Source organism: Kitasatospora sp. NPDC030952 (assembly GCF_055571335.1).
Map to the genome: position 1 here is coordinate 93,263 of NZ_JBVIFM010000008.1, position 23,347 is coordinate 116,609.

At 75.0% G+C, this 23,347-nt stretch carries 10 protein-coding genes (1 of these 10 only partly in view); 2 read left to right on the plus strand and 8 right to left on the minus strand.

The genetic code is table 11. From position 1 onward, the window contains the following. Nucleotides 1–8,839 carry the 5' end (the start) of a type I polyketide synthase gene (locus ACZ47G_RS16520; RefSeq protein ID WP_465743509.1) on the minus strand. It extends 19,433 nt beyond the left edge of the window, so the window shows 8,839 of its 28,272 coding nt (coding positions 1–8,839); the start codon lies at nucleotides 8,837–8,839; its stop codon lies off the left edge, out of view. A gap of 272 nt (nucleotides 8,840–9,111) precedes the next feature. On the opposite strand from ACZ47G_RS16520, the gene ACZ47G_RS16525 reads away from it, so the two are divergent. Further along, nucleotides 9,112–9,435, plus strand: a complete 324-nt coding sequence (locus ACZ47G_RS16525) for a chorismate mutase family protein (protein WP_465743190.1) — start codon at nucleotides 9,112–9,114, stop codon at nucleotides 9,433–9,435. Nucleotides 9,436–9,500: 65 nt separating this feature from the next. On the opposite strand, the gene ACZ47G_RS16530 is transcribed toward ACZ47G_RS16525, so the two are convergent. The 7 genes from ACZ47G_RS16530 to asnB all read right to left on the minus strand — a co-directional run bounded on the left by ACZ47G_RS16530 (nucleotide 9,501) and on the right by asnB (nucleotide 19,885). Further along, on the minus strand, nucleotides 9,501–10,538 hold the full coding sequence (locus ACZ47G_RS16530; protein WP_465743192.1) for a GDP-mannose 4,6-dehydratase: 1,038 nt from the start codon (nucleotides 10,536–10,538) through the stop codon (nucleotides 9,501–9,503). Between the two features lie 140 nt (nucleotides 10,539–10,678). Beyond that, on the minus strand, nucleotides 10,679–12,382 hold the full coding sequence (locus ACZ47G_RS16535) for a DUF885 domain-containing protein (RefSeq protein ID WP_465743194.1): 1,704 nt from the start codon (nucleotides 12,380–12,382) through the stop codon (nucleotides 10,679–10,681). Between the two features lie 74 nt (nucleotides 12,383–12,456). Continuing rightward, entirely contained in the window at nucleotides 12,457–13,746 is a 1,290-nt protein-coding gene (locus ACZ47G_RS16540; RefSeq protein WP_465743196.1) for an ATP-grasp domain-containing protein, read from the minus strand. Continuing rightward, complete coding sequence (gene cuyB, locus ACZ47G_RS16545; protein ID WP_465743198.1) at nucleotides 13,743–14,612, minus strand: cysteate racemase; 870 nt, start codon at nucleotides 14,610–14,612, stop codon at nucleotides 13,743–13,745. Before cuyB ends, ACZ47G_RS16540 begins: the two co-directional genes overlap by 4 nt. Beyond that, nucleotides 14,609–15,889, minus strand: a complete 1,281-nt coding sequence (locus tag ACZ47G_RS16550; protein WP_465743200.1) for an MFS transporter — start codon at nucleotides 15,887–15,889, stop codon at nucleotides 14,609–14,611. The genes cuyB and ACZ47G_RS16550 overlap by 4 nt, the downstream gene beginning before the upstream one ends. Continuing rightward, nucleotides 15,886–17,949, minus strand: coding sequence for a hypothetical protein (locus tag ACZ47G_RS16555; protein WP_465743202.1), 2,064 nt, complete (start codon nucleotides 17,947–17,949; stop codon nucleotides 15,886–15,888). The genes ACZ47G_RS16550 and ACZ47G_RS16555 overlap by 4 nt, the downstream gene beginning before the upstream one ends. A gap of 61 nt (nucleotides 17,950–18,010) precedes the next feature. Continuing rightward, nucleotides 18,011–19,885 (minus strand): asparagine synthase (glutamine-hydrolyzing), encoded by a 1,875-nt coding sequence (asnB, locus tag ACZ47G_RS16560; RefSeq protein ID WP_465743204.1) that lies wholly within the window; start codon nucleotides 19,883–19,885, stop codon nucleotides 18,011–18,013. A 301-nt stretch (nucleotides 19,886–20,186) separates the two neighbouring features. On the opposite strand from asnB, the gene ACZ47G_RS16565 reads away from it, so the two are divergent. Next, complete coding sequence (locus ACZ47G_RS16565) at nucleotides 20,187–23,315, plus strand: amino acid adenylation domain-containing protein (protein ID WP_465743206.1); 3,129 nt, start codon at nucleotides 20,187–20,189, stop codon at nucleotides 23,313–23,315. Nucleotides 23,316–23,347 lie beyond the last annotated feature (32 nt).

The window sequence follows — 23,347 nt, forward strand, 5'->3', positions numbered from 1 at the left end:
CGTCCGGGCCGCGGCGGCCGGTGAGCACGAGGTGCCGGGCACCGCTGCGGGCCAGCCAGCGGGCGACCTCGGCGCCGAGTGCGCCGGTGCCGCCGGTGACCAGGACGGTGCCGTCGGCGCTGAACTCCTCGGCGCGGGGCAGCTCGTCGACGGTGTGCCGCACCAGGCGGCGGCCGTAGGCGGCGCTGCCGCGCAGCGCGACCTGGTCCTCTCCTCCGCGCCCTCCGGAAGCGAGGACGCCGACCAGGCCCTGGACGGTCGGCGCGTCCAGCACCGGCGGCAGGTCGACCAGCCCGCCCGGCGCCTGCGGGCGCTCCAGGGCGGCGACCCGGCCGAGGCCCCACGCGGCGGCCTGGACGGGGTTGGTGAGCGGGTCGGCGGGCCCGGTGGAGACGGCGCCCCGGGTGACGGTCCACAGCGGCGCGGCGGAGCGCAGGTCGCCGAGGGCCTGGGCGAGCAGGACACCGAGCGCGACGCCCTCCGGCAGGCCGGGCCCGGGGGTGGGCCGGTCGGCCAGCGGGGCGAGCGACAGGATTCCGCTGAGTTCGCCGAACTCGGCGATGCGGCGGGCGAGTTCGGCGCGGTCCCGGTCGGCTTCGGCGAGCACCAGCCGCTCCAGCCGGGCGCCGTGGCCGCGCAGCGCGTCGAGCAGCTCGGCGTCGTCGACGGCGTCGGTGGTGACGACCAGCCAGGTGCCGTCCAGCACCGGCGCGGCCGCCGGACGGACGGGCCGCCAGTGGACGCGGTAGCGGGCGGCGTCGAGCCGGGCCTTCTCGTGCCGGGTGCGGCGCCAGTCGGCGAGGGCGGGCAGCAGGGCGTAGAGGCCGGCGTGCTGTTCGTCGCGCAGGCCGAGCAGGCCGGCGAGTTCGGCGGCGCTGCCGCGCTCGACGGCGCCCCACAGGGCGGTGTCGGCGGGATCGGCGGCCGGGGCGGCGGCGTCGGCGTCGGGCTCGGCCTCGGGCCAGTAGCGCTCGTGCTGGAACGCGTAGGTGGGCAGGTCGGTGCGGCGGGCGCCGGTGCCCGCGTACAGCGCGGTCCAGTCGAGGGCGTGGCCGCGCACGTGCAGCGCGGCCAGGGCGAGGGCGACGGTCCGCTCCTCGGGCCGCCCGGCGCGCAGCAGCGGGACGGCCGTCACGGCGCCGTGGTCGTCCGGCGCGGTGGCGGAGAGGGCGTCCTCGGTGAGCGCGGACAGCACGCCGTCCGGGCCGAGTTCGAGGAAGGTGGCGGCGCCGGCCGCGCGGGCGGCGCCGACGCCGTCGGCGAAGCGGACGGCCCGGCGGACGTGCTCGACCCAGTACTCGGGCGAGCACAGCTCGGCCCCGGTGGCGAGCTCGCCGGTGGTGTCGGAGACCAGCGGGATGGCCGGCGCGCGGAACTCCAGCTCCGCGACGGTGCGCCGGAACTCCTCCAGCATCGGCTCCATCAGCGGCGAGTGGAAGGCGTGCGAGACGCGCAGTCGCTTGGTCCGGCGGCCCTCGGCCGCGAACTCCCCGGTGATCCGCAGGACTTCGTCCTCCAGGCCGGAGACCACCACGGCCCGCGGGCCGTTGACGGCCGCGACGGACACCCCGGGCACCAGGCGTGCCAGCACCTCGTCCTCGGCGGCCTCGACGGAGACCATGGCGCCGCCCTCGGGCAGCGCGTCCATCAGCCGGGCCCGGGCGGCCACCAGCGCGCAGGCGTCGGCGAGCGACAGCACCCCGGCGCAGTGCGCGGCGGCGATCCCGCCGACGGAGTGGCCGAGCAGCACGTCGGCGCGCACGCCGAGCGAGGCGAGCAGGCGGAACAGGGCGACCTCGACGGCGAAGATCGCGGGCTGCGCCCAGCCGGTGCGGTTCAGCTCCTCCTCGTCCTCGCCCCACAGCACGTCGCGCAGCGGGCGCTCCAGCCGGGGGCCGAACTCGCGCAGCACCTCGTCCAGCGCCTCGGCGAACACCGGGTGGCGGGCGGCGAGTTCGCGTCCGGCGCCGAGGCGCTGGGCACCCTGGCCGGCGAACAGCAGGGCGAGCTTCCCGGCGCCGGTCTCGCCCGCGACGAGCCCGGCGGCGGACTCGCCCGCGGCGAGGGCGGTCAGGGCGGCGAGCAGTTCGTCGCGGTCGCCGCCGACGGCCACGGCGCGGTGGTCGAAGCCGGAGCGGGTGGTGGCCAGCGAGAGGCCGAGGTCGGCCGGGCTCGCCGTCGGGTCCGCGGTGGCGAACGCGCGCAGCCGGGCGGCCTGGTCGCGCAGCGCGGCCGGGCCGCGGCCGGCCAGCGGCCAGAGCAGGACGGGCTCCGTGACGGCCGGAGCGGCGGCCGGCGCGACGTCCCGTGCGACGACGGCGGGGGCCTGTTCGAGGATGACGTGGGCGTTGGTGCCGCTGAAGCCGAACGAGGAGACGCCGGCCCGGCGCGGGCGGCCGGTCTCCGGCCAGGCCGCCTCCTCGGTCACCAGCTCCACCGCGCCCTCGTCCCAGTCCACGTGGGAGGACGGCTCGGCCGCGTGCAGGGTGCGGGGCACGATGCCGTGCCGCATCGCCAGCACCATCTTGATCACGCCCGCGACGCCCGCGGCGGCCTGGGTGTGCCCGAGGTTGGACTTCAGCGAGCCGAGCAGCAGCGGGAGTTCGCGGTCCTGGCCGTAGCTGGCAAGGAGCGCCTGGGCCTCGATCGGGTCGCCCAGGGAGGTGCCGGTACCGTGTGCCTCGACCACGTCGACGTCGGCCGTGGTGAGCCCGGCGGCGGCCAGGGCCTGGCGGATGACGCGCTGCTGGGACGGCCCGTTGGGCGCGGTGAGCCCGTTGGAGGCCCCGTCCTGGTTGACGGCGGAGCCGCGCACGACGGCCAGCACCGGGTGCCCGTTGCGGCGCGCGTCGGAGAGCCGCTCCAGGGCGATCACACCGACGCCCTCGGACCAGCCGACACCGTCGGCCCGGTCGGAGAACGCCTTGCAGCGCCCGTCCGGGGCCAGGCCGCGCTGGCGGGAGAACTCGATCAGCGAGGTCGGGGTGGACATCACGGTGACGCCGCCGGCCAGCGCGAGCGTGCACTCGCCGGCCCGCAGGGCCTGCATGGCCCAGTGCATGGCGACCAGCGAGGACGAGCACGCGGTGTCGACGGTGACGGCCGGCCCCTCCAGCCCGAGCGTGTAGGAGACCCGGCCGGAGGCGATGCTCGGCGAGGTGCCGCTGCCCTGGTGGCCCTCGAAGCGGCCGCCCGCGAGCAGCGCGGAGTAGTCGTTGTACATCACGCCGGCGAAGACGCCGGTGCGGCTGCCGCGCAGCGAGACCGGGTCGATCCCGGCCCGCTCGACCGCCTCCCAGCAGGCCTCCAGCAGCAGGCGCTGCTGCGCGTCGGTGGCCAGCGCCTCGCGCGGGCTCATGCCGAAGAAGGCGGGGTCGAAGTCGGCGGCCCGGTGCAGGAAGCCGCCGAAGCGGGTGTAGCTGGTGCCGAGGTGGTCCGGGTCCGGGTGGTAGAGCGACTCGACGTCCCAGCCGCGGTCGGTGGGCAGGCCGGAGATGGCGTCGGTGCCCTCGCGCAGCAGGCGCCACAGGTCCTCGGGGGAGGCGACGTCGCCGGGGTAGCGGCAGCTCATGCCGACGATGACGATCGGGTCGTCCTCGGCCGCCGCCCGGACCGGCGCGACGGCGGCGGGCGCCTGGGCGCCCGTCAGGCCGTCCAGGACGTGCCCGGCCAGGGCGGTGACGGTCGGGTAGTCGAAGACGACGGTCGCCGAGGTGCGCAGCCCCGTGACGGCGCTCAGCCGGTTGCGCAGTTCGACGGCGGTGAGCGAGTCGAAGCCGAGGTCCTGGAAGGGCCGGTGCGGGTCGACCTCGGACGCGTCGGCGTGCCGCAGGACGGCGGCCACCTGGGCTCGGACCAGCTCGACGACGGCCTCGGTGCGGGCGCGCCCGTCCAGCCCGGCGAGCCGGCGGGTGAGGGCGCCGGCCGCCTCGGTGGCGGTCACGGCGGCGCGCCGGGCCGGGGTGCGGATCAGGCCGCGCAGCAGCGGCGGCACCTCGCCGCGGGCGCGCAGCGCCGGCAGGTCGAGGCGGACGGGCAGCAGGACGGCCTCGGGGCGGGCGAGGGCGGCGTCGAACAGCGCGGTGCCGTCGGCCTCGGGGAGCGCCGGGGTGCCGAGCCGGGCGAGCCGGTCGAGGTCGGCCTCGGTGAGCCCGCCGGCCATCCCGCCGGCCGGGCCGACGACGGGGGCCCAGGGGCCCCAGCCGAGCGAGAGTCCGGGCAGTCCGGCGGCCCGGCGGGTGCGCACGAGCGCGTCCGCGAAGGCGTTGCCCGCCGCGTAGTTGGCCTGGCCGGCCGCGCCGGCGGTGCCGGAGAAGGACGAGAAGACGACGAACGCGGCGAGGTCGAGGGCGCGGGTGGCCTGGTGGAGGTGCCACAGCGCGTCGGTCTTGGGCCGCAGGACGGCGGCCAGCCGCTCGGGGGTGAGCTGCTCGACGACACCGTCGTCGAGCACTCCCGCGGCGTGCACCACCGCGGTCAGCGGGTGTTCGGCCGGGACGGCGGCGATCAGGCGCCCGACGGCTTCGGGGTCGGTCAGGTCGCAGGCCTCGACGGCCACTTCGGCACCCGACTCGCCGAGCCGGGCGGCCAGTTCGGCCGCGCCCTCGGCCGCTGTGCCGCGCCGGCTCACCAGCAGCAGGCGACGGACCCCGTGCTCGGCGACCAGGTGCCGGGCGAGGACGGCGCCGAGGCCGCCGGTGCCGCCGGTGATCAGGACGGTGCCGTCCGGATTCCACTGCGTGCCGGTCCCGACCGCCGCGCCCGCGCGGGCCAGCCGGGCCGCGAGCACGGCGCCGCCGCGCACGGCCAGCTGCGGCTCGTCGCCGCCGAGGGCGGGCTCGGGCAGCGGGCCGCCGGCCGGGTCCAGGTCGACCAGGCCGAACCGGCCCGGGTGCTCGGCCTGGGCGGAGCGCACCAGGCCCCAGACGGCGGCCGCGGCCGGGTCGGTGAGCTCGTCGTCGGCCGTGGTGGCGACGGCGCCGCGGGTCACGAAGACCAGCCGGCCGTCGGTGTCCCCGGCGAGCCACTCCTGGATCCGCGCCAGGGCCCGGGCGGTCAGCGCGTGGGCCGAGCCGACCGGGTCGGCCGGATCGCCCGCGAGCGGCACCAGCACCACCTCCGCCGCGCCCCCGCCCGCCGTCGGCAGCGCGCCGAGTCCGACCGGGTCCCGGTCCGGGACGGCCACCGCGGCGGGCAGCCGGGCACCGCCGCGCGGCCGGGCCCACCGCAGCTCGAACATCGCGTCCCGCACCGGCCCGGCGCCCGCGCCGGCCTGCGCCGGGAGCGCCCGCAGCAGCAGCGAGCCGACCGAGACGACCGGGCCTCCGGCCGCGTCGGCGACCTCGACCGCGACCGAGTCGTCCCCGGTCGCGGACAGCCGGACCCGCAGCACCGACGCGCCCGCGGCGTGCAGGCTGACGTCCTGCCAGCAGAACGGCACCCCGCCGAGCCCGAGGAACGCCGTCGCGTGCAGCGCCGCGTCCAGCAGCGCCGGGTGGATGCCGAACGCGCCCGCCTCGCCGCTGGCGCCCTCGTCCAGCGCGACCTCGGCGAACACGTCCGCGCCGCGCCGCCAGGCCGCGCGCAGCCCGCGGAACGCCGGACCGTAGCGGAAGCCCGCGCCGGCCAGGCGCTGGTCCAGGCCGTCCAGGTCCAGCGCCTCGGCGCCGGCCGGCGGCCACTCCGTGAACTCCCGGTCGGCGAGGCGGTGTTCACCCGGCGTCTCGCCCGGCGTGAGGATGCCGTCGGCGTGCTGGGTCCATGGGGCGTCCTCGTCTCCCTCGGGCCGGGCGTAGACGCCGACGGTGCGCCGCCCGCTCGCGTCGGCCCGTCCGGCCCACACCTGCACCTGCACGCCGCCCTGCTCGGGCAGCGGCAGCGGCGCGGTGAGCGTCAGCTCCTCGACGCGCTCGCAGCCGACCTCGTCGCCCGCGCGCACGGCGAGCTCCAGGAAGGCCGTGCCGGGCAGCAGGACGGTGCCGTCGACGGCATGGTCGGCCAGCCACGGGTGGGTGTGCAGCGAGAGCCGGCCGGTCAGCAGCAGGCCGTCGGTGTTGGCGAGCGAGACGGCGGCGGCGAGCAGCGGGTGGTTGGCCGAGCCGAGGCCGGCGGCGCGGACGTCGCCGGTGCGCGAGAGCGCGCTCTTCGGCCAGTAGCGCTTGTGCTGGAAGGCGTAGGTGGGCAGGTCGGCGCGGCGGTCGCCGGTGCCCTCGAAGTAGGCGTCCCAGCGCACCGGGACGCCGCGCACGTGCAGTCCGGCGAGGGCCTCGGTGAGGGCCTCGGTCTCGTCGCGGCCTGGGCGCAGCGCGGCGAGGGCGCTGCGGCCTTCGCCGGTCGGCTCGTCGAGGGCGCCCTGGGCGAGCGCGGCGAGGGCGCCGTCCGGGCCGAGTTCGAGGAAGAGGGTGGCGCCGTGGCCGGCGAGCCAGCCGGCGGCGTCGGCGAAGCGGACGGCCTGGCGGGCCTGGTCGGCCCAGTAGTCGGCGGAGGTGAGCTGCTCGACGGTGGCGAGCGTGCCGGTGAGGGTGGAGACGACCGGGATGGCGGGCGCCTGCGGGTCGAGCCCGGCGACGACGGCTCGGAACTCGTCGAGCATCGGGTCCATCAGCGGCGAGTGGAAGGCGTGCGAGACCCGCAGCCGCCGGACCTTGCGGCCGAGTGCGGCGAAGTGGGCGCCGACGGCCTCGGCCGCGGCGCTCTCGCCCGCGACGACGACGGCCTGCGGGCCGTTGACGGCGGCGAGCGACACGCCGTCGGCGAGCAGCGGGAGGACTTCGTCCTCGCTCGCCTGGACCGCGACCATCGCGCCGCCGGCCGGGAGGGCCTGCATCAGGCGGGCCCGCGCGGCGACCAGGGCGCACGCGTCGGCGAGGGTGAACACCCCGGCGGCGTGCGCGGCGGCGATCTCGCCGATCGAGTGGCCGGCCAGGAAGTCCGGCCGTACGCCCCAGGACTCCAGCAGTCGGTACAGCGCGACCTCGACGGCGAACAGCGCGGGCTGGGCGTGGCCGGTGCGGTTCAACGCCTCCTCGTCGGCGCCCCAGATCACCTCGCGCAGCGGCCCGTCGGGCCGGCCGTCGAGCTGGGCCAGCACCTCGTCCAGCGCGGCGGCGAACACCGGGAAGCGGGCGGCCAGTTCGCGGCCCATGCCGAGGCGCTGCGAGCCCTGGCCGGCGAACAGGAAGGCGAGCTTGCCACGGCCCTGGGTGGTGCCCTGGACGGCCCGGCCGTCGCCCTGCCCGTCCGCCAGCGCGGCCAGCGCCGCGGCGGCCTCGGCGCGGCCCGGGGCGGTGACGACGGCACGGTGCTCCAGGGCGGCCCGGGTGGTCGCGAGCGCGTGGGCGAGGCCGGCGTCGGAGCCGGCGGCGCCCGCCGCCAGGAACCCGGCGAGCCGCCGGGCCTGGGCCCGCAGCGCCTCGGGGGTGCGGCCGGAGACCAGCCAGGGCAGCGTCCCGGCGGCCACGGTCGCGGACGCCGGGGCCTCCTCCGCCGCCGGGGCCTCCTCGATGATGGCGTGCGCGTTGGTGCCGCTCAGGCCGAAGGACGAGACGCCGGCCCGGCGCGGTTCGGCGCCCTGCGGCCACGGCGTCGCCTCGGTCAGCAGCCGGACGGCGCCGGACTCCCAGTCGACGTGCGTGGACGGCTCGTCCACGTGCAGGGTGCGCGGCAGCAGCTCGTGCCGCAGCGCCAGGACCGTCTTGATCACTCCGGCCATGCCGGCCGCGGCCTGGGTGTGGCTCAGGTTCGACTTCACCGAGCCGAGCAGCAGCGGGCGCCGCGGGTCCCGCCCGCGCCCGTACGTGGCGAGCAGTGCCTGGGCCTCGACCGGGTCGCCGAGGACGGTGCCGGTGCCGTGCGCCTCGACCGCGTCGACCTGGTCGGCGGAGAGCCGAGCGTTGTGCAGCGCCTGCTCGATGACGCGCTGCTGGGACGGCCCGTTGGGCGCGGTGAGCCCGTTGGAGGCGCCGTCCTGGTTGACGGCGGTGCCGCGCACGACGGCCAGTACCCGGTGCCCGTTGCGCCGGGCCACCGACAGCCGCTCCAGCACGAGCACGCCGACGCCCTCGGCCCACCCGGTGCCGTCCGCGGAGTCGGCGAAGGAGCGGCAGCGGCCGTCGGAGGCCAGGCCGCCCTGGCGGGCGAACTCGACGAAGGTGGTGGGGGTCGACATGACGGTGACGCCGGCGGCGAGCGCCATGCCGCACTCCCCCGCGCGCAGCGACTGCGCGGCCAGGTGCAGCGCCACCAGCGAGGACGAGCAGGCGGTGTCGACGGTGACGGCCGGGCCGACCGCGCCGAGGACGTAGGACAGCCGGCCGGAGATCACACTGGTGGCGTTGCCGGTCAGCACGAAGCCCTGGACGTCGTCGTCCGGCCCGGTGCGGTAGTCCTGCGGCATCGCGCCGACGAACACGCCGGTACGGGTGCCGCGGACGCTGCTCGGGTCGATGCCCGCGCGCTCGATCGCCTCCCAGGACGCCTCCAGCAGGACGCGCTGCTGCGGGTCCATGGACAGCGCCTCGCGCGGCGAGATGCCGAAGAAGCCCGGGTCGAAGTCGGCGGCGCCCTGGAGGAACCCGCCCCGGACGTCGACCGGCCCGTCCGCCGGGTCGAGCTCCCAGCCGCGGTCGGCGGGCAGGCCGGTGATGCCGTCCTCGCCGGCGACCAGCATCGCCCAGAGGTCCTCGGGAGCCGCGACCCCGCCGGGGAAGCGGCAGCTCATCCCCACGATGGCGATCGGCTCCCGGGCGGCCGCCTCCAGCTCGTCCACCCGCTGCCGGGAGCGCTGGAGGTCCGCGCTGGCCCGCTTGAGGTAGTCCCGGAGCTTCTGTTCCTTGTCCATCATCGACGCAACCCATCTGGAAGACCGGCGAACGGCAGGGATCCGCTTGTCGACGGCCCGCGTGTCCGGCACGCGCGGCGCTCGCATTCCCGCACTCCAGCGCCCAGTCTCGATCGGGGCCGCGCCGAATTTCCCTAGGGTCTGTCGATCTTCGGCGAACGGCGCGCGGACTGTAGGGAATTGCGGGTCCGTTCCGCTGGATCGTCAGTTGCGCAAGCCATGGGTGCGGCCCGACCGGGCGCGGCGCCCCGATGCCGACGAGGATCACCGCCATGCCCGAAACCCTCCCGCACGGCGACGCGCCGAGAGTGCCGCGGCCCTCCACCGAGATCGCCGCGGATCCGGCGGCGGTCGAGCTCAGCGAACTCAGCGAGCTCGACGAGCAGTTGATCGCCCAGCTGGTCCACCGCATCCGGCTGGCCCGCGGCCACCAACTCCGCCGCCGCGCCGCCGGACTGCCGACCACGAGCCTCGCCCAGGAGAACGCGATGCTGCGGCGCTACGCCGCCCGGCTCGGCGACCAGGGCGCCGGGATCGCGCTGGCGATCCTGGAGCTCTCCCGGCCGCCCAGCGGGCCGACCGTCGAACAACGCTAGTCGAACAACGCCAGGGCGGTGGGGACTTCGCGTCCCCACCGCCCTTTTGCCGTTCCCGGCGGGTGTCACCAGCGGGCGCCGGCCAGCACCTCGCCGTAGTCGCGGGCGACCCGCGCCTGCTCCAGGTCGGACTCCACCATCATCCGCATGAGTTCGGGGAAGTCGACCTTCGGCTCCCAGCCCAGCTTCTCCCGCGCGTTCCCGGCGTCCGCGCAGAGCGTCTCCACCTCGGCGGGCCGCACGAGCCCCGGGTCCACCTCGACGTACTGCTCCCAGTCGAGCCCCACGCACTCGAAGGCGATCCGGGCCGCGTCCCGCACCGAGTGCATCCGCCCGGTGCCGATGACGTAGTCCCCCGGCTCGTCCTGCTGGAGCATCAGGTGCATCGCCCGGACGTAGTCCCCGGCGAAGCCCCAGTCGCGCACGGCGTCGAGGTTGCCGAGCAGCAGCCGGTCCTGCAGGCCGAGCTTGATCTGCGCGACCGCGAGGGAGATCTTCCGGGTCACGAACTCGGCCCCGCGGCGCGGCGACTCGTGGTTGAACAGGATCCCCGAGACGCCGTACATCCCGTAGGACTCGCGGTAGTTGCGGGTGATGTAGTGCCCGTAGGTCTTCACCACGCCGTACGGGCTGCGCGGGTGGAAGGTGGTCCGCTCGTTCTGCGGGGTCTCCGCCACCATGCCGAACATCTCGGAGCTGGAGGCCTGGTAGAACCGGATCCGGCCGGGACCGCCGACGGCCCCGGCCGGCTTGTTGATCCCGCTCACCATCCGGATCGCCTCCAGCACCCGCAGCACGCCGGTGCCGTTGACCTCGGTGACGAGTTCCGGCTGGCGCCAGGACATCGGCACGAACGAGATCGCCCCGAGGTTGTAGACCTCGTCGGGCTGGATCGAGTCGACGGCGGTGACCAGGCTGCCCTGGTCCATCAGGTCGCCGTCGACGAAGCGCAGGTCCGGGATGAGCCTGCTGACCCGGTCCTTCCGCGGATTCGCCTGTCCCCGGGTGAGGCCCCAGACCTCGTAGCCCAGGGAGATGAGGTGTTCGGCCAGGTACGACCCGTCCTGGCCGGTCACCCCCGTGATCAGTGCTCGCTTGGACATCCGTTCCCCTTCAGCCACTGCTCGGCGGGCCGTTCTCGGCACAGCCAGCGAACCAGAGGCAGCGCTAAGGAATTTGCGAGACTTCCGACCCGATGTGCCCCCGCCGGGGCTGGTGTCCGGCGCATCTTGCCGGACAGGACCTACACCTCGGCGAGGCGGGCGGCCAGGGCGTCCAGGCCCAGCGAGCCGTGGGCGAGGACCCGGGTGTGCCAGGCGCGGAGGTCGAAGGCGGCGCCCTGGCGACGGCGGGCGGCCTCCCGTCCGTCCAGCCAGACGCGTTCGCCGAGCTTGTAGCCGATGGCCTGCCCGGGCCAACCCAGGTAGCGGTCGATCTCGCTGCTGCGGCGCGGGAGCTGGCTGCCGTGGTGGGCGGCCATGAACTCGTCGGCGAGGGCCGGGGTCCAGCGTTCGCCGGGGTGGCCGCTCCATTCGCCGGTGGCGGCGCCGGTCGGGACGGCGAGTTCCAGGTGCATGCCGAGGTCGACGATCACCCGGATGATCCGCAGCATCTGCTTGTCCAGGTAGCCGAGGCGCCGGGCCGGGTCGGTCAGGAAGCCGAGTTCGTCCATCAGGCGCTCGGCGTACAGCGCCCAGCCCTCCTTGTCGGCGCTGACCGCGCCGAGGGTGATCTGGTAGGTGCTGAGCCGGTCGGCGGAGGCGGTCCAGCGGGCGGTCTGCAGGTGGTGGCCGGGGACGCCCTCGTGGTACCAGGTGCTGACGAGCTGCCAGGTGGGGAAGGTCCGCCGGCCCAGGGTGGGCAGGTAGGTGCGGCCGGGCCGGCTGAAGTCGAGGCTGGGGCCGTTGTAGTACGGCGCGCCCGAGCTGCCGGGCGGCGCGATCCTGGTCTCGACCCGGCGCAGCGGGCCGGCGATGTCGAAGTGGGTGCCGTCGAGGGCGTCGATCGCCTCGTCCATGACCTGCTGGAGCCAGGCGCGGACGTTCTGCTCGCCCTCGACGGCGTGGCCGTGCCGGTTGAGGTGGTCCATGGTGGCCCGGAGGCCGGCACCGGGGAGGATCTGCTCCGCGACGGCCCGCATCTCGGCGACCGTGCGGTGGAACTCCTCCCAGGCCCACGCGTACGCCTCGGCCGGGTCGATGTCGGCGCCGTTGGCCCACCGGGCGGAGCGCAGGTAGCGCTCGCGGCCGACGGCGTCCGGGGTGCCGTCGGCGGCGGGCAGGTAGGTGTCGTGCAGCCAGTCCCGGAAGGCGGCCGTGGCCGCGGTGGCGCGTTCGGCGGCGGCGTCCAGTTCGGGGCGCAGCGCGGCGGGGCCGGGCGCCACGAAGCCGGCGAACCAGCTCGCGCCGCCGTCGGCCCGGCCGGTCCAGGCGTCGAGTTGGGCGATGGCCGCGCGGGCCTGCCGGGGTGCGCTGAGCAGCCCGCGGGTGATGCCCTCGGTGAGGGTGGCCCGGTAGCCGTCGAGCGCGCCGGGCACGTTGCGCAGCCGTCCGGCGACGGCCGCCCACTGCTCCTCGGTGTCGGTGGGCATCATGGTGAAGACGCCACGGACCTTGTGCAGCGGGGAGTTGACGTTGCGCAGCTGGCGGTAGTGGTCCCCGGCCTCGTGGACGGCGAGTTCGGCGGTGAGCCGTTCCCGCAGCAGCCCGGCGCAGTCCCGCTCGACCGGGTCTCCCCCGTGGCGGTCGGCGGGCAGTGCCCGGTCCAGTTCGCCGAGCGTGCGCCGGGCCAGTTCGGCGAGTGCCTCGTGGCCCTCCGGGGACAGGTCCGGCTGCCGGTCGTCCTCCGGGTGCAGTCCGAGTCTGGCGGCGGTCGCCGGGTCGAGGGCCGCGACCCGGGCGACGTGGTCGTCGGCGATCCTGCGGGCGGACTTCGGCGTCTCGGACATGCCCTCCATGCTGAACCAGCGGCCGACCGCCGTCCAGGGCGCACCTCGCCCCGGACGGCGGGCCGGTGCCGGCCTCAGCGCCCGGCGTTCAGCACGTCGACGTACCCGGCCTGGTCGAGTTCGGTCAGCAGGTCGCGGTGGCGGCGCAGTTCCTCACCCTCGTCCTCGACCGGCTCGGTGACGAACCGCACCCGGGCCGCCAGCGAACGGGCGAGCGCGCCCGCCGCCTCGCCGGTCTCGGCGGTGACCGTCAGGAAGCCGGCCCGGTCCGGCGACCAGCGCACCGGCGGGAGCACCTTGCCGACCTCGAACTGCAGGTGGAACTCGACGACGGCGGGGTGGTTGCGGACCTCCTCGGCGCCCTCGATGGCCAGCAGCCGGCCCGGCTCGGCCTCGAAGAAGGCGACCGCCGCCCCGCGCTCGGCGGCGGGCCGCTCGGTGACCGGCTCGCGCACGCCGGCCGCGACGGCCAGGCCGGTGCCCTCCAGGTCGATGCCGTAGACCAGTTCGGCCATGGTGTTGATCCGGTCGCCGCCGCGCCGGTTGTGGCCCTCGACCACCTTCGGCCCGTTCGGCGTGAGCTTCATCTCGGTGTGCGAGAGGCCGTCCCGCAGGCCGACGGCGTCCAGGAACTCGCCGGCGGTGCGGGCGATCTCGTCCTCCAGCCCGGCGTCCAGCGCGGCCGGGATGGAGTGGCCGTACTCCATGAACCCGGCGCCGGTGATCTTGTCCGCGATGGCGATCAGCACGTGCCGGCCGTCGTGGGAGATCATGTCGACGCTGATCTCCGGGCCCTCCAGGTACTCCTCCAGCAGGAAGCGGTCCAGGCCGAGTTCGACGAGCGCGGCGTGCACCCGCCCGGCCTCCTCCGGGCCGTCGATCCGGTGGATGCCCAGGCTGGCCGAGCCGCCGACCGGCTTGGCGATCAGCGGGTAGCCGACGGTGGCGCCGAAGCCGGTGATGTCGGCGAGGCTCGTGCCGACGGCGGCCCGCACCGCGCTGACGCCCCGTTCGGCGGTGTGCTGCCGCATCCGCCACTTGTCGGTCAGCAGCGCCACCGTGTCCGGGTGGGCGCCGTCCAGTCCGAGCGCCTCGTTGAGCAGGGCGGCCGGGATGACGGCCTCCTCCTGGACGGTGAACACGGCGCTGAACGGGGCCTGCGCGTGCAGGGCCCGGACCGCCGCCACCATCGCCGGCGGGTCCTCCCGGTGCCGCAGCACCAGGCAGGTCTCGCCCTCGATGGCGGTCACCGGTACGGTGCGGAACTCCTCCGGGGTGAAGACGCAGACCACGTCGAGTTCCAGCTGCCTGGCCCGCTGGATGATCGGCGGCTTCGGAGAGACCAGGCAGACGCGCTTCGTCATAGTGCTTCCTTCATGTGATCGTTCTGCGGACGGCGGCGCACGAGGGCGACGACGTCCTGGGCCAACGCCGTGGTGGGGTCGAACACCGGGAGGTCACCGGCGCGGTGGCCGAGGACCAGGGGCAGTTCGGTGCACGCGGCGACGATGATCTGGGCACCGGCTTCGGCGACGTTGCGCACGGCCGGCCCGAGGCTCTCCCCGGCGGCCTCCAGCCGTCCCGCCTTGACCAGCCGGACGGCCCGCATGACGCACCGCTGCTGGAGCAGCGGCGCCGGCACGACCGCCGCGATGCCGTGCTCGCGCAGCGCCTCCTGGTAGAGCCCGGCGACCAGGGTGCCGGTGGTGGCCAGCAGTCCGACGCTGGTGACGGCCGGATCCGCCCGGTGCAGCCGCCGCACGGTGGCGTCGATCATGCTGAGCACGGGCACCCCGGCCTCGCGCCGCAGCTCCGGCAGGAAGGCGTGGGCGGTGTTGCAGGGCATGGCGATCAGGGTGGCCCCGGCGGACTCCAGCAGCCGCACCCCCTCGCGCAGGTGGGGCAGCGGGCTGGGGCCGTCGGAGAGGATCGCCGCGGTGCGGTCGGGGACGGTGGAGTCGGACCACACCAGGGTGCGCAGGTGCTCCTGGTCCCTGGCGGCGGGCGTCTCCTGCACCAGCTTGGCGAAGAAGTCCGCGGTGGCGGCCGGCCCCATCCCGCCGAGCACGCCGACGATGTCGGAGCCGGGGGAGCCCCCGGCCCCGGCGGACGCCTCGGCCCCCGGGGCCCCCGCCGGGCGCCGGGCGCGGGCGGCGCCCGACGGCTCCCCGGGGCCCGACGGCTCCCGGGTGGCCGGCTGCCCCGGGGCGACGGCGCTCACGGCGCTCATCCCGCGGCCTCCTCGACCGCGGCCGGGGCCGCGCCCGTGGCGAGGTGGTGCCGCCCCAGCACCGCCCGCGGCACCAGTCCGGCCGCCAGCACCAGCGCGCCGATCAGCAGCCAGAGCGGGGTGCCGTGCTTGACCAGCGGCGCCACGATCAGCGCGGGCCCCACCAGGTCCTGGCCGACCCGCCCCAGGTTGTAGAAGGACAGGTACTGCGCCAGCGACTCCTTCGGCGCCAGTTCGTACGACAGCGGCGTGCTGGCGGTGAAGAGGCACTCCCCCGCCGTGTGCGCGACCATCGCGACCACCAGGATCGCCAGCGCCGCCCACCCCTGGGAGACCGTCCCGGAGGCGGCGTAGGCGGCACAGGCCAGGAAGACCGCCACCCCGCCGAACACCGGGGCGCGCAGCGCGGCAGCGAAGTCGGCGAAGCGGCGGTTCACCGGCACCTGGGCGGCCATCGCCAGCGCGCCGTTCAGCGCGAGCAGCGTGGTCAGGCCCCAACTGGGCGCGTCGGTCGCCTGGGTGACCCACAGCGGCAGCACCAGCGCCAGGATGGTGTTGTGCGTCATGGCGACGCCGTTGACCACGGTGATCGCCAGGTACCGCCGGTCACGCAGCGGGGACGCGCCCTTGCCGCCGGCCCGCTTCCCGCCGCCGGCCGTCGCGGTGGCGGGCTCGGGCACCTCCAGCCGGGACATCAGCACCGCCGCGGCGATGAACGAGCCCGCGTTGACGGCGACACCGACCATGTAGAGCGCGGTGGAGCCGGTGACGACCGGGAGAGTGGCGGCCAGCGAGCCCAGCACGACCGCGCCGTTGCGCGCGGTGTACATGGTGCCCAGGATGGTCGCCCGCTCCTTGGCCTCGAACAGCCGGCCCATCACGGTCATGTTGATCGCCGGGCTGGACCGGTCCGCGGTGGTGACCACGCAGGCGAGCACCGCGAACAGCCAGTACCGGTCGGCCAGCAGGTACAGCGCGTAGCCGACGGCCCGGATCAGGAAGAGCGTGATGAGGCTCTTCTTGACCCCGACCCGGTCCGCCAGTCTGCCGATCCGCGGGCTGAGCACGAAGGCGCACAGGCTGCCGAGGGAGATGGCGAGGCCGACCGAGGTGACGTCGAAGCCGCGCACCTGGGTGAAGAACAGCACCGAGGTGGCCGTGAAGATGCCGGTGCCGAAGGAGTCGGCGGTGGCACTGGCCAGCAGCAGCCTGGTCTCCCGCCGCTCCAGCATCAGCGTGGTGCTGAGCCTCGCCCACAGGCCCGGTCGGGCGCTCACCGGGCGCCGACAGACCCGACCGGGCGGACCGACCAGTCGTGGACGTGGCCGTGCACCGGGTGGCACGGGACGGTCTCCGCGCACTCCAGCCGGGCGCCGGCGTCGAGCAGCACGCCGTCGAGGCCGTCGCCGGTGAGCGGCCAGTGGATCTCGACGGTGTTGCTTCCGCGCCGCAGCAGCTCCGGCCGGACGGTGAAGGCGTCCGAGCGCCAGTGGGCGCCGAGTTCGGCCGCGCCGACCTCCTGGCCGTTGACGGTGAGCCGGACGCCGGCCGGTGCCGTCCCGCCGGGCAGCCGCCAGGTGACCTCGACGGTCAGCTCGGCCGGCTCGGCCAGCACGAGGGTCGAGCGGGTCAGCGGGGCGTGGGCGCGCAGGTAGGCGACCCGCCGGGCGAAGGCGGTGCCGCGCCGCTCGTTGAAGGTGGCGGCCAGCGCCGGGTCCGCCAACAGGTCGGTGGCGGCGCCGTGTTCGGCGATCAGCAGCTCCTGGTGGCGCTCGCGCCCCGGGCGGCCGTGCCGCTCCAGCTCGTCCAGCATGACCTCGCGCAGTCCGTGGTCGGCGAGCTTGCCGTTCAGCCGGCCGTCGCCGACCACCAGGTAGCGGGCCACCGACGGGTCCTGGGCGGAGCGCTCGTAGGAGGAGCACATCCAGTTGGGGGCGCGCCGGGTCTGGTAGTCGAGGTACTCCTCGATCCGCTCGGCGACGGCGGGGTCGGTGTCCAGCGCCCGGGCGACGTGGTGGCGCAGGACCTCCTCGCCCTGCCCGTAGTGGGCGTTGTGCACCGCGGCGAGGAAGTGCGCCAGGGCGAGCCGGTCGGCGGCGGGTTCGACGGCCGCGGCGGCCTCGACGGTCAGGCCCAGCGCCTCGGCGAGGGCGTCCGCGACGGCGTCGGCGGTGCGCCGCAGGCCGTCGAAGCTCAGGTGGCAGTAGTCGAGGAAGAACTCCCGCCCGGGCAGGGCCTCCTGGCCGGCCCGACCGGCCCGACCGGCCCGACCGGCCCGACCGACCTGGCTGTCCTGGCCGTCCTGGAAGAGCTCCCGCTGGTCGACCACCCGGAAGCCGTACTTCTCGCCGCGCTCGCGCAGCAGGTCCTGGACGGCGGTCAGGGTCCGCGGGGAGTGCACCGCGAAGGGGCTGACCACCGAGTCCCGGGCCGCGCCGAGGGCCGCGCGCACCGCGTCGGGGGTCTCGGCGCAGCGGGCGGCCAGCCGGTGGGTGACCGGCGAGCTGCCGCCGTCCAGCCGCAGCAGTTCCGCGACCAGCGTCCGGGCCAGCGACAACTCGACGTCCTGGACGGCCTGTTCGGCCTCGCGGCGGAGCTCCAGCCAGCGCGGCAGCCGGCCCTCGGGGAGCGCCGGGCAGTCGAGCATCGGCTCGTCCACCCAGTCGGCGAGGTTGAACTCGGGGACGACCAGGACGACGGGGGTCTGCCCGGCCAGTTCCCGCAGCAGGTCGAGTGCGCTCGCGGCGACGTCGGCGACCAGCGTACGGAAGGCCGCGGTGGCGGCCGGGAAGCCGCCCGCGGCGATCAGGCCCGCCAGCTCGTGGCGCTCGGTGGGCGTCGGGTCGACGTTGTTCCAGTTGTTCCCGGCGTGCACCACCAGCGCGTCCATGCCGAGCGCGCAGGCCTCGGCGGCTGTGCGCAGCAGTTCGGGGAGCGAGCAGTTGGTGCGGGCCAGGTCGAGGACGTCGGCCTGGCCGGCGCTGAGCCGGGCGTCGATCAGGCTCGCCAGGGAGTACGCCGGGTCGAAGAAGTAGCCGCGGGTGGCGGACTCGCCGAGGACGGCCACCCGGCGGTGCCCGGCGCTCAGGGGCAGCTCGGGCCGGTCGGCCCAGTAGCGCCACTCCTCGCGGCGTCCGGCGTCGCGCCGCAGCCGCCCGTCCTCCCGGCGCCAGACGCCGACGGTCTCGCCGGTGGGCACGGGGACGGTCAACTCGGTGGAGCGAGTGGTGGGTTGGCCCAGGGTCTGGATCCGGGCGAGGGCGAGCGTGCCGTCCGGTCCGGACAGGAAGTCGCTGAGGCCTTCGGTGAGGCTCTGGGTCGGGTCGCTGTGCTGCATCGGGTTCCCTCGGCGTTGTGGTCCGGGTGGGGTGCTGTGCGGCGCCGGGTCGGCGCGGTCGTCAGGCGGTGTGCGCCGGAAGGTCGTACAGGTCGACGAGCATGTTGAAGGTGATGACCGTCATCAGCAGGTCCGTCTCGAACGGGACGTTGATCCGGAAGCCCGGGGTCGAGTACTGCCGGACGAGCTGCTCCACCCGGTCCGGGTCGAAGTAGCCGTCGGCCTCGATCCGTTCGCGGGAGAGCAGCGCCTCGATGGCGGGGTCGTCCTGGCGGAGCAGGTGCGGGCTGCCCGGGGCGGTGAAGCCGAACTTCTCGCGGTCGACGATCCGGCTCGGGATCCAGTTCCGGGCGACCTGCTTGAGCAGGTACTTCTCCTCCAGGCCCTTGAGCTTGAGCTCGGGCGGCACGGTGGCCAGGAACTCGACCAACTCGCGGTCCAGGAAGGGATGGCGGCCCTCCACCGAGTGGGCGAAGGTCATCCGGTCACCGTGGTCGGCGAGCAGGTGGTCGCCGAGCCGGAGCTTGAGGTCCAGGTAGGAGCGGCGGTGCAGGTCATGCAGGCCGGCCAGCCGCTCCGGGTCGACCAGCGGGTGCTCCAGGCAGTCGACGGCCAGTCCGCGTTCGCGCACCGCGGCCGAGTACAGGCCCGATTTGACGGACCGGAACTCGACGTCGTTGCGCTCGTAGAAGAAGCTCTCGTCGCCCCAGAGCCGGGCCCGCAGCCGGGCCTCGGCCAGGTCGGTGGAGACCACCGCGCCCGGCTGGGCCCGGCGGAGGTGGTCGAAGCGGTAGCCGATGTAGCCGCCGAAGAACTCGTCGGCGCCCTGGCCGGTGAGGATCACCTTGACGCCGGACTCCTGGACGGCCTCGGAGAGGGCGTGCGCGGCGGAGTCGTAGGACTCCTTGAGCGGGCACTCGGCGTGCCAGACCACGTCGCGCAGCCGCGCGCCGATCTCCTCGTCGTGGACGAGGCGCTCGCGGTGCGTGGTGTCGAGCACGTCGCTCATCAGCCGCTGGTATTCGCTCTCGGAGAGCTCCCGCTCCGGGAACGCGGCTGCGAAGGAGCGGAGTTCGGCGTCCGGCAGCAGGTGCCGCATGATGCCGCCGATCAGCGAGGAGTCCAGTCCGCCGCTGAGGTAGAAGCCCACCTCGACGTCGGACTGCAGCCGTTTCTCGACCGAGCGGATCAGCAGCTCCTCGACCCGGTCGACGTAGTAGGACTCGTCGTGGCGCTCCAACTCGGCGTCGGCGCGCGGGTAGACGAGGTCCCAGTACGTCCAGGTCTTGGGCTGCTCGCCCGGGCGGAACTCCACGGCGGTGCCGGGCGGAATGCTGTGGACGCCCTCGAACATGGTCCGCGGGCTGACCAGTCCGGGCAGGGTGAGGACCTGGTCGAGTCCGATCAGGTCGACCCGGCGTTCCACGGCCGGGTGTTCCAGCATGGCCTTGATTTCGGACCCGAAAACGAGCCCGCCGGCCTGCTGGGCATAGAAGAGCGGGGTCACACCGAAATGGTCACGGGCAGCTAAAAAGGTCCTCTCGCGATAGTCGAACAGCACGATCGCGAATTGTCCGTCGAGCTTGCCGAGGAAATCCCGGCCGAACTCCTCGTAAAGGTGCGGAATGACCTCGGTGTCACACTTCGTATGCAGAGTGTGGCCACGCGCCAGGAGCAGTTCACGCAACTGTCGGTAGTTGTAGATCTCGCCCGTCGTCATGGCGACGATCTCACGAGTCTCGTTGTACATCGGCTGGTTGCCGGAGGCCAGGTCCCTGATGGCGAGGCGACTGAAGCCGAAGGCGACGGTCTCGTCGACATGGAAGCCCCGTGAGTCCGGGCCCCGGTGTCCGATCGTCGCGGTCATCGCCTCGAGTCGCTCTCGCGCCCATCGCGGATCGTGCCGCAAGCCTACAAAGCCCGCGAGTCCACACACGCCAACTCCCCCTATTCCGTGGCGTTTGGATGGTGCCGATCCTATCGGCTGCGACCGGCGAGCTTAGCAGCGGTCATGTCATTCGACTGTGACCCACCTCACATCCTGGCCGACCTTCCGAACTTCCTTTCGACGTGCGATTGTTCGGGGAGCATTGGAAGCGTTCCGAGCCGATTCCGCGACAACTGTCCGAACCGCTCGATGAGCTGATGCACAATCAATCAACGGGGAAGAGGGATTCACCGTGCCTGGTTCCCGGTCGGGGCCGATTCAGCACCCACACCCATCCGCCACCACCCTGGTGTCCCTGCTGGTCGAGCAGTTCCGGCGGACACCCGACCGCCCCGCGGTGTCGGACCGCCGAGAGGTGCTCGACTACCGCGAACTCGACCACCGCTCGACAGCGTTGGCGCAGCGACTGGCCCGCGCCGGGGCCGCGTCCGGCCGCATCGTCGCGCTCCACCTGGAGCGATCGGTGGACCTCGCCGTCGCCATCGTCGCCGTCCTGCGGGCCGGCGCCGCCTGGCTGCCGCTCGCCACCACCGACCCGGACGGCCGCATCCAGGACCTGCTGCGGGACGCCGATCCCGCCGCGATCATCACCGGCGACCCCGCCCGGATCCGCCGACTCGCCCCCGCCGCACCATGTCTGACCACGAGGGACGCCTGGGACGACGGCCCGGACGACACCGCGGCCGGGCCCGCCGCCCCGGTCCTGCTCGACGCCGCCGCACCCACCGACCTGGCGTACGTCATCTACACCTCGGGATCCACCGGCCGCCCCAAGGGCGTGCTGACCGAGCACGCGGCGATCGTCAACCGGCTACGCTGGATGCAGGACCGCTTCGGCCTCGGCCCCGCCGACGTCGTCGCCCAGAAGACCCCGTACACCTTCGACGTCTCGGTGTGGGAGTTCCTCTGGCCGCTGCTGACCGGCGCCCAGCTCACCTTCGCCGAACCGGACGGCCACCGCGACCCCGACTACCTGGCCGATTTCCTGGCCGAACGCCGGGTCACCGTCACCCACTTCGTCCCCAGCATGCTCCGCGAGTTCCTCCGTCGGCTGCCCGTCGGCGCCTGCCCCGAGCTGCGCGCCGTGACGGTCAGCGGCGAGGCCCTCGGCCAGGACCTCGCCCAGCGCTTCTTCGAGCGGCTCCCGCACGTCGAACTCCACAACCTCTACGGCCCCACCGAGGCCGCCGTGGACGTCACCCACTGGCAGTGCGAGCCCGGCCGCCCGCTCGACGAGCCGGTGCCGATCGGCCGGCCGATCACCGGCATCGAACTGCTGGTGGTGGACGAGCACGGCGCCGAACTGCCCGCCGGCGCGACCGGCGAGCTCTGCATCGCCGGCGTCGGGGTCGCCCGCGGCTACCTCAACCGGCCCGAGCTCACCGCCGAGCGCTTCGTCCCGCACCCGGCCGACCCTCGGCAGCGGATGTACCGCACCGGCGACCTGGCCTCCCGCCGCCCGGACGGCGCCTACCTCTACCACGGCCGCAACGACCGCCAGGTGAAGATCGGCGGCGTACGGATCGAACTCGGCGAGGTGGAGGCGGCCCTGCTGGCCCTGCCGTACCTGGACGAGTGCGTCGTCCTGCCCCTCACCGACCCGTCCGGCACCACCCGGCTCGCCGCCGTCGCGGTCCCGGCCGCCGATGCCGGCTCCGAAGCCGACACCGCCGGCTGGCGCGCCGACCTGGCCCGGGTGCTGCCCGCCGCCTCGATCCCGGCCACCCTCACCACCGTCGCAGCCATCCCCAGGACCGCCCACGGCAAGGCCGACACGGCGGCGCTGCGCCCGCTGGTGGAGCCCGCGCCCGGGGCCACCCCACCGGACGCCGAACAAGCCGAACAAGCCGAGCGAACCGAACACCCGGACGCCGAGCGCCTGGAGCCGGTGGAGCGGGCCTGGGCCACCGTGCTCGGCAGTCGGCTGCCGCACTTCTTCGAGGCCGGCGGCACGTCCCTGCACGCCGTCCGGCTGCTCGGCGACCTCGCCGAACAGCTGGGCGTACGGCTGCCGATCGCCGAGTTCCTCGCCCGGCCCACCCTGGACGGCCTGCGCGAGCTGGTCGCCGGCGCGGCCCGGCGCCCGGCGGAGCTGCCGGAGCCCGCCCCCCGGAGCGGCCCGCTGCGGCCCAACCACGCCCAGGAGCGCCTCTGGTTCCTCCAGGAGCTGGAGCCCGACAGCACCGCGATGAGCGCCCCGACCGCGTTCCGGATCACCGGCGCGACCACGGCGCAGGTCAGCGCGGCCTTCGCCCGGCTGCTGGAGCGGCACGAGGTGCTGCGCACCCGGTACACCGCCGTGGACGGCGAGCCGCTCGCCGTCATCGACCCCGCCGGCCCCCGGATCGCCTGGTCCCGGGCCCCGGCCGGCGCCGACCCGGCCGAACTGACCCGCGCCCAGGCCGTCGAACTGGCGGACCGGCCCTTCGACCTGGCCGCCGGAGCCCCGCTGCGGGTGCGCGGCACCAGCCTCGGTGAGCACGACCAGCTGCTGGTGGTCGCCACCCACCAGATCATCAGCGACGGCTGGACCTGGTCGCTGCTCGCCGAGGACCTGCTCACCCTGCTGACCGGCGGCGAACCGCCCGCCGGCCCCGAGCGCCGACAGATCGCCGACCACGCGGCCTGGCAGCGCCGCCACGAGGCCGGCCCCGACCACCGCACCGCCGTCGAGGAGTCCCTGCGGCACTGGCGCACCACGCTGGCCGGCGCACCGGACGCCCTGGACCTGCCCGCCGACGCCCCCCGCCCGGCCGCACTCAGCGTCCCGGCCGACAGCGTCGACCTCGCCTGGTCGCCCGGCTTCGACGACCGGCTGCGCGCGCTGTGCCGGGAGCGCAAGGTCACCGAGTTCATGGCCCTGCTCGCCGGGTACACCGCCTGGCTGTCCCGGATCAGCGGCCAGGAGACGGTGGTCGTCGGCACCCCGATGGCCAACCGCACGCCCGAGTGGACCGACCGGATGGCCGGCAACTTCATCACCACCGTCCCGCAGCGCCTGGACGTCGACGAGGACGCCACCTTCCTCGACCTGCTCGACCGCGCCCGCACCTCGGTGGTGGACGGCGCCCGGCACTCGGTGGTGCCGATGGAGCGGATCGTCGCCGAACTCGGCGGCGCCCGCGGCGCCGACCGGCTGCCGGTCTTCCAGAACCTCTTCGTGTTCCAGAACATGCCCGCCTGGCGGCGCGAGGCCGACGGCCGCACCGTGCGGGTCCACCAGTTCCCCCCGCGCCACACCCACTACGACCTGAAGTTCGAGGTCTTCCCGTTCACCACCGGGTACGAGGCACGCCTGGTCCACGCCCGGGGGCGGATCTCGGCCGAACGCGCCGCCGTGATGGCCCGTCAGCTCGCCGCCTGCATCGAGGCCGCGGTCGACAAGCCGGACGCGTACGTCGACGAGATCCCGCTCTGACCGGCCCCAGGCCGTCCCCCGACCGGAAGATT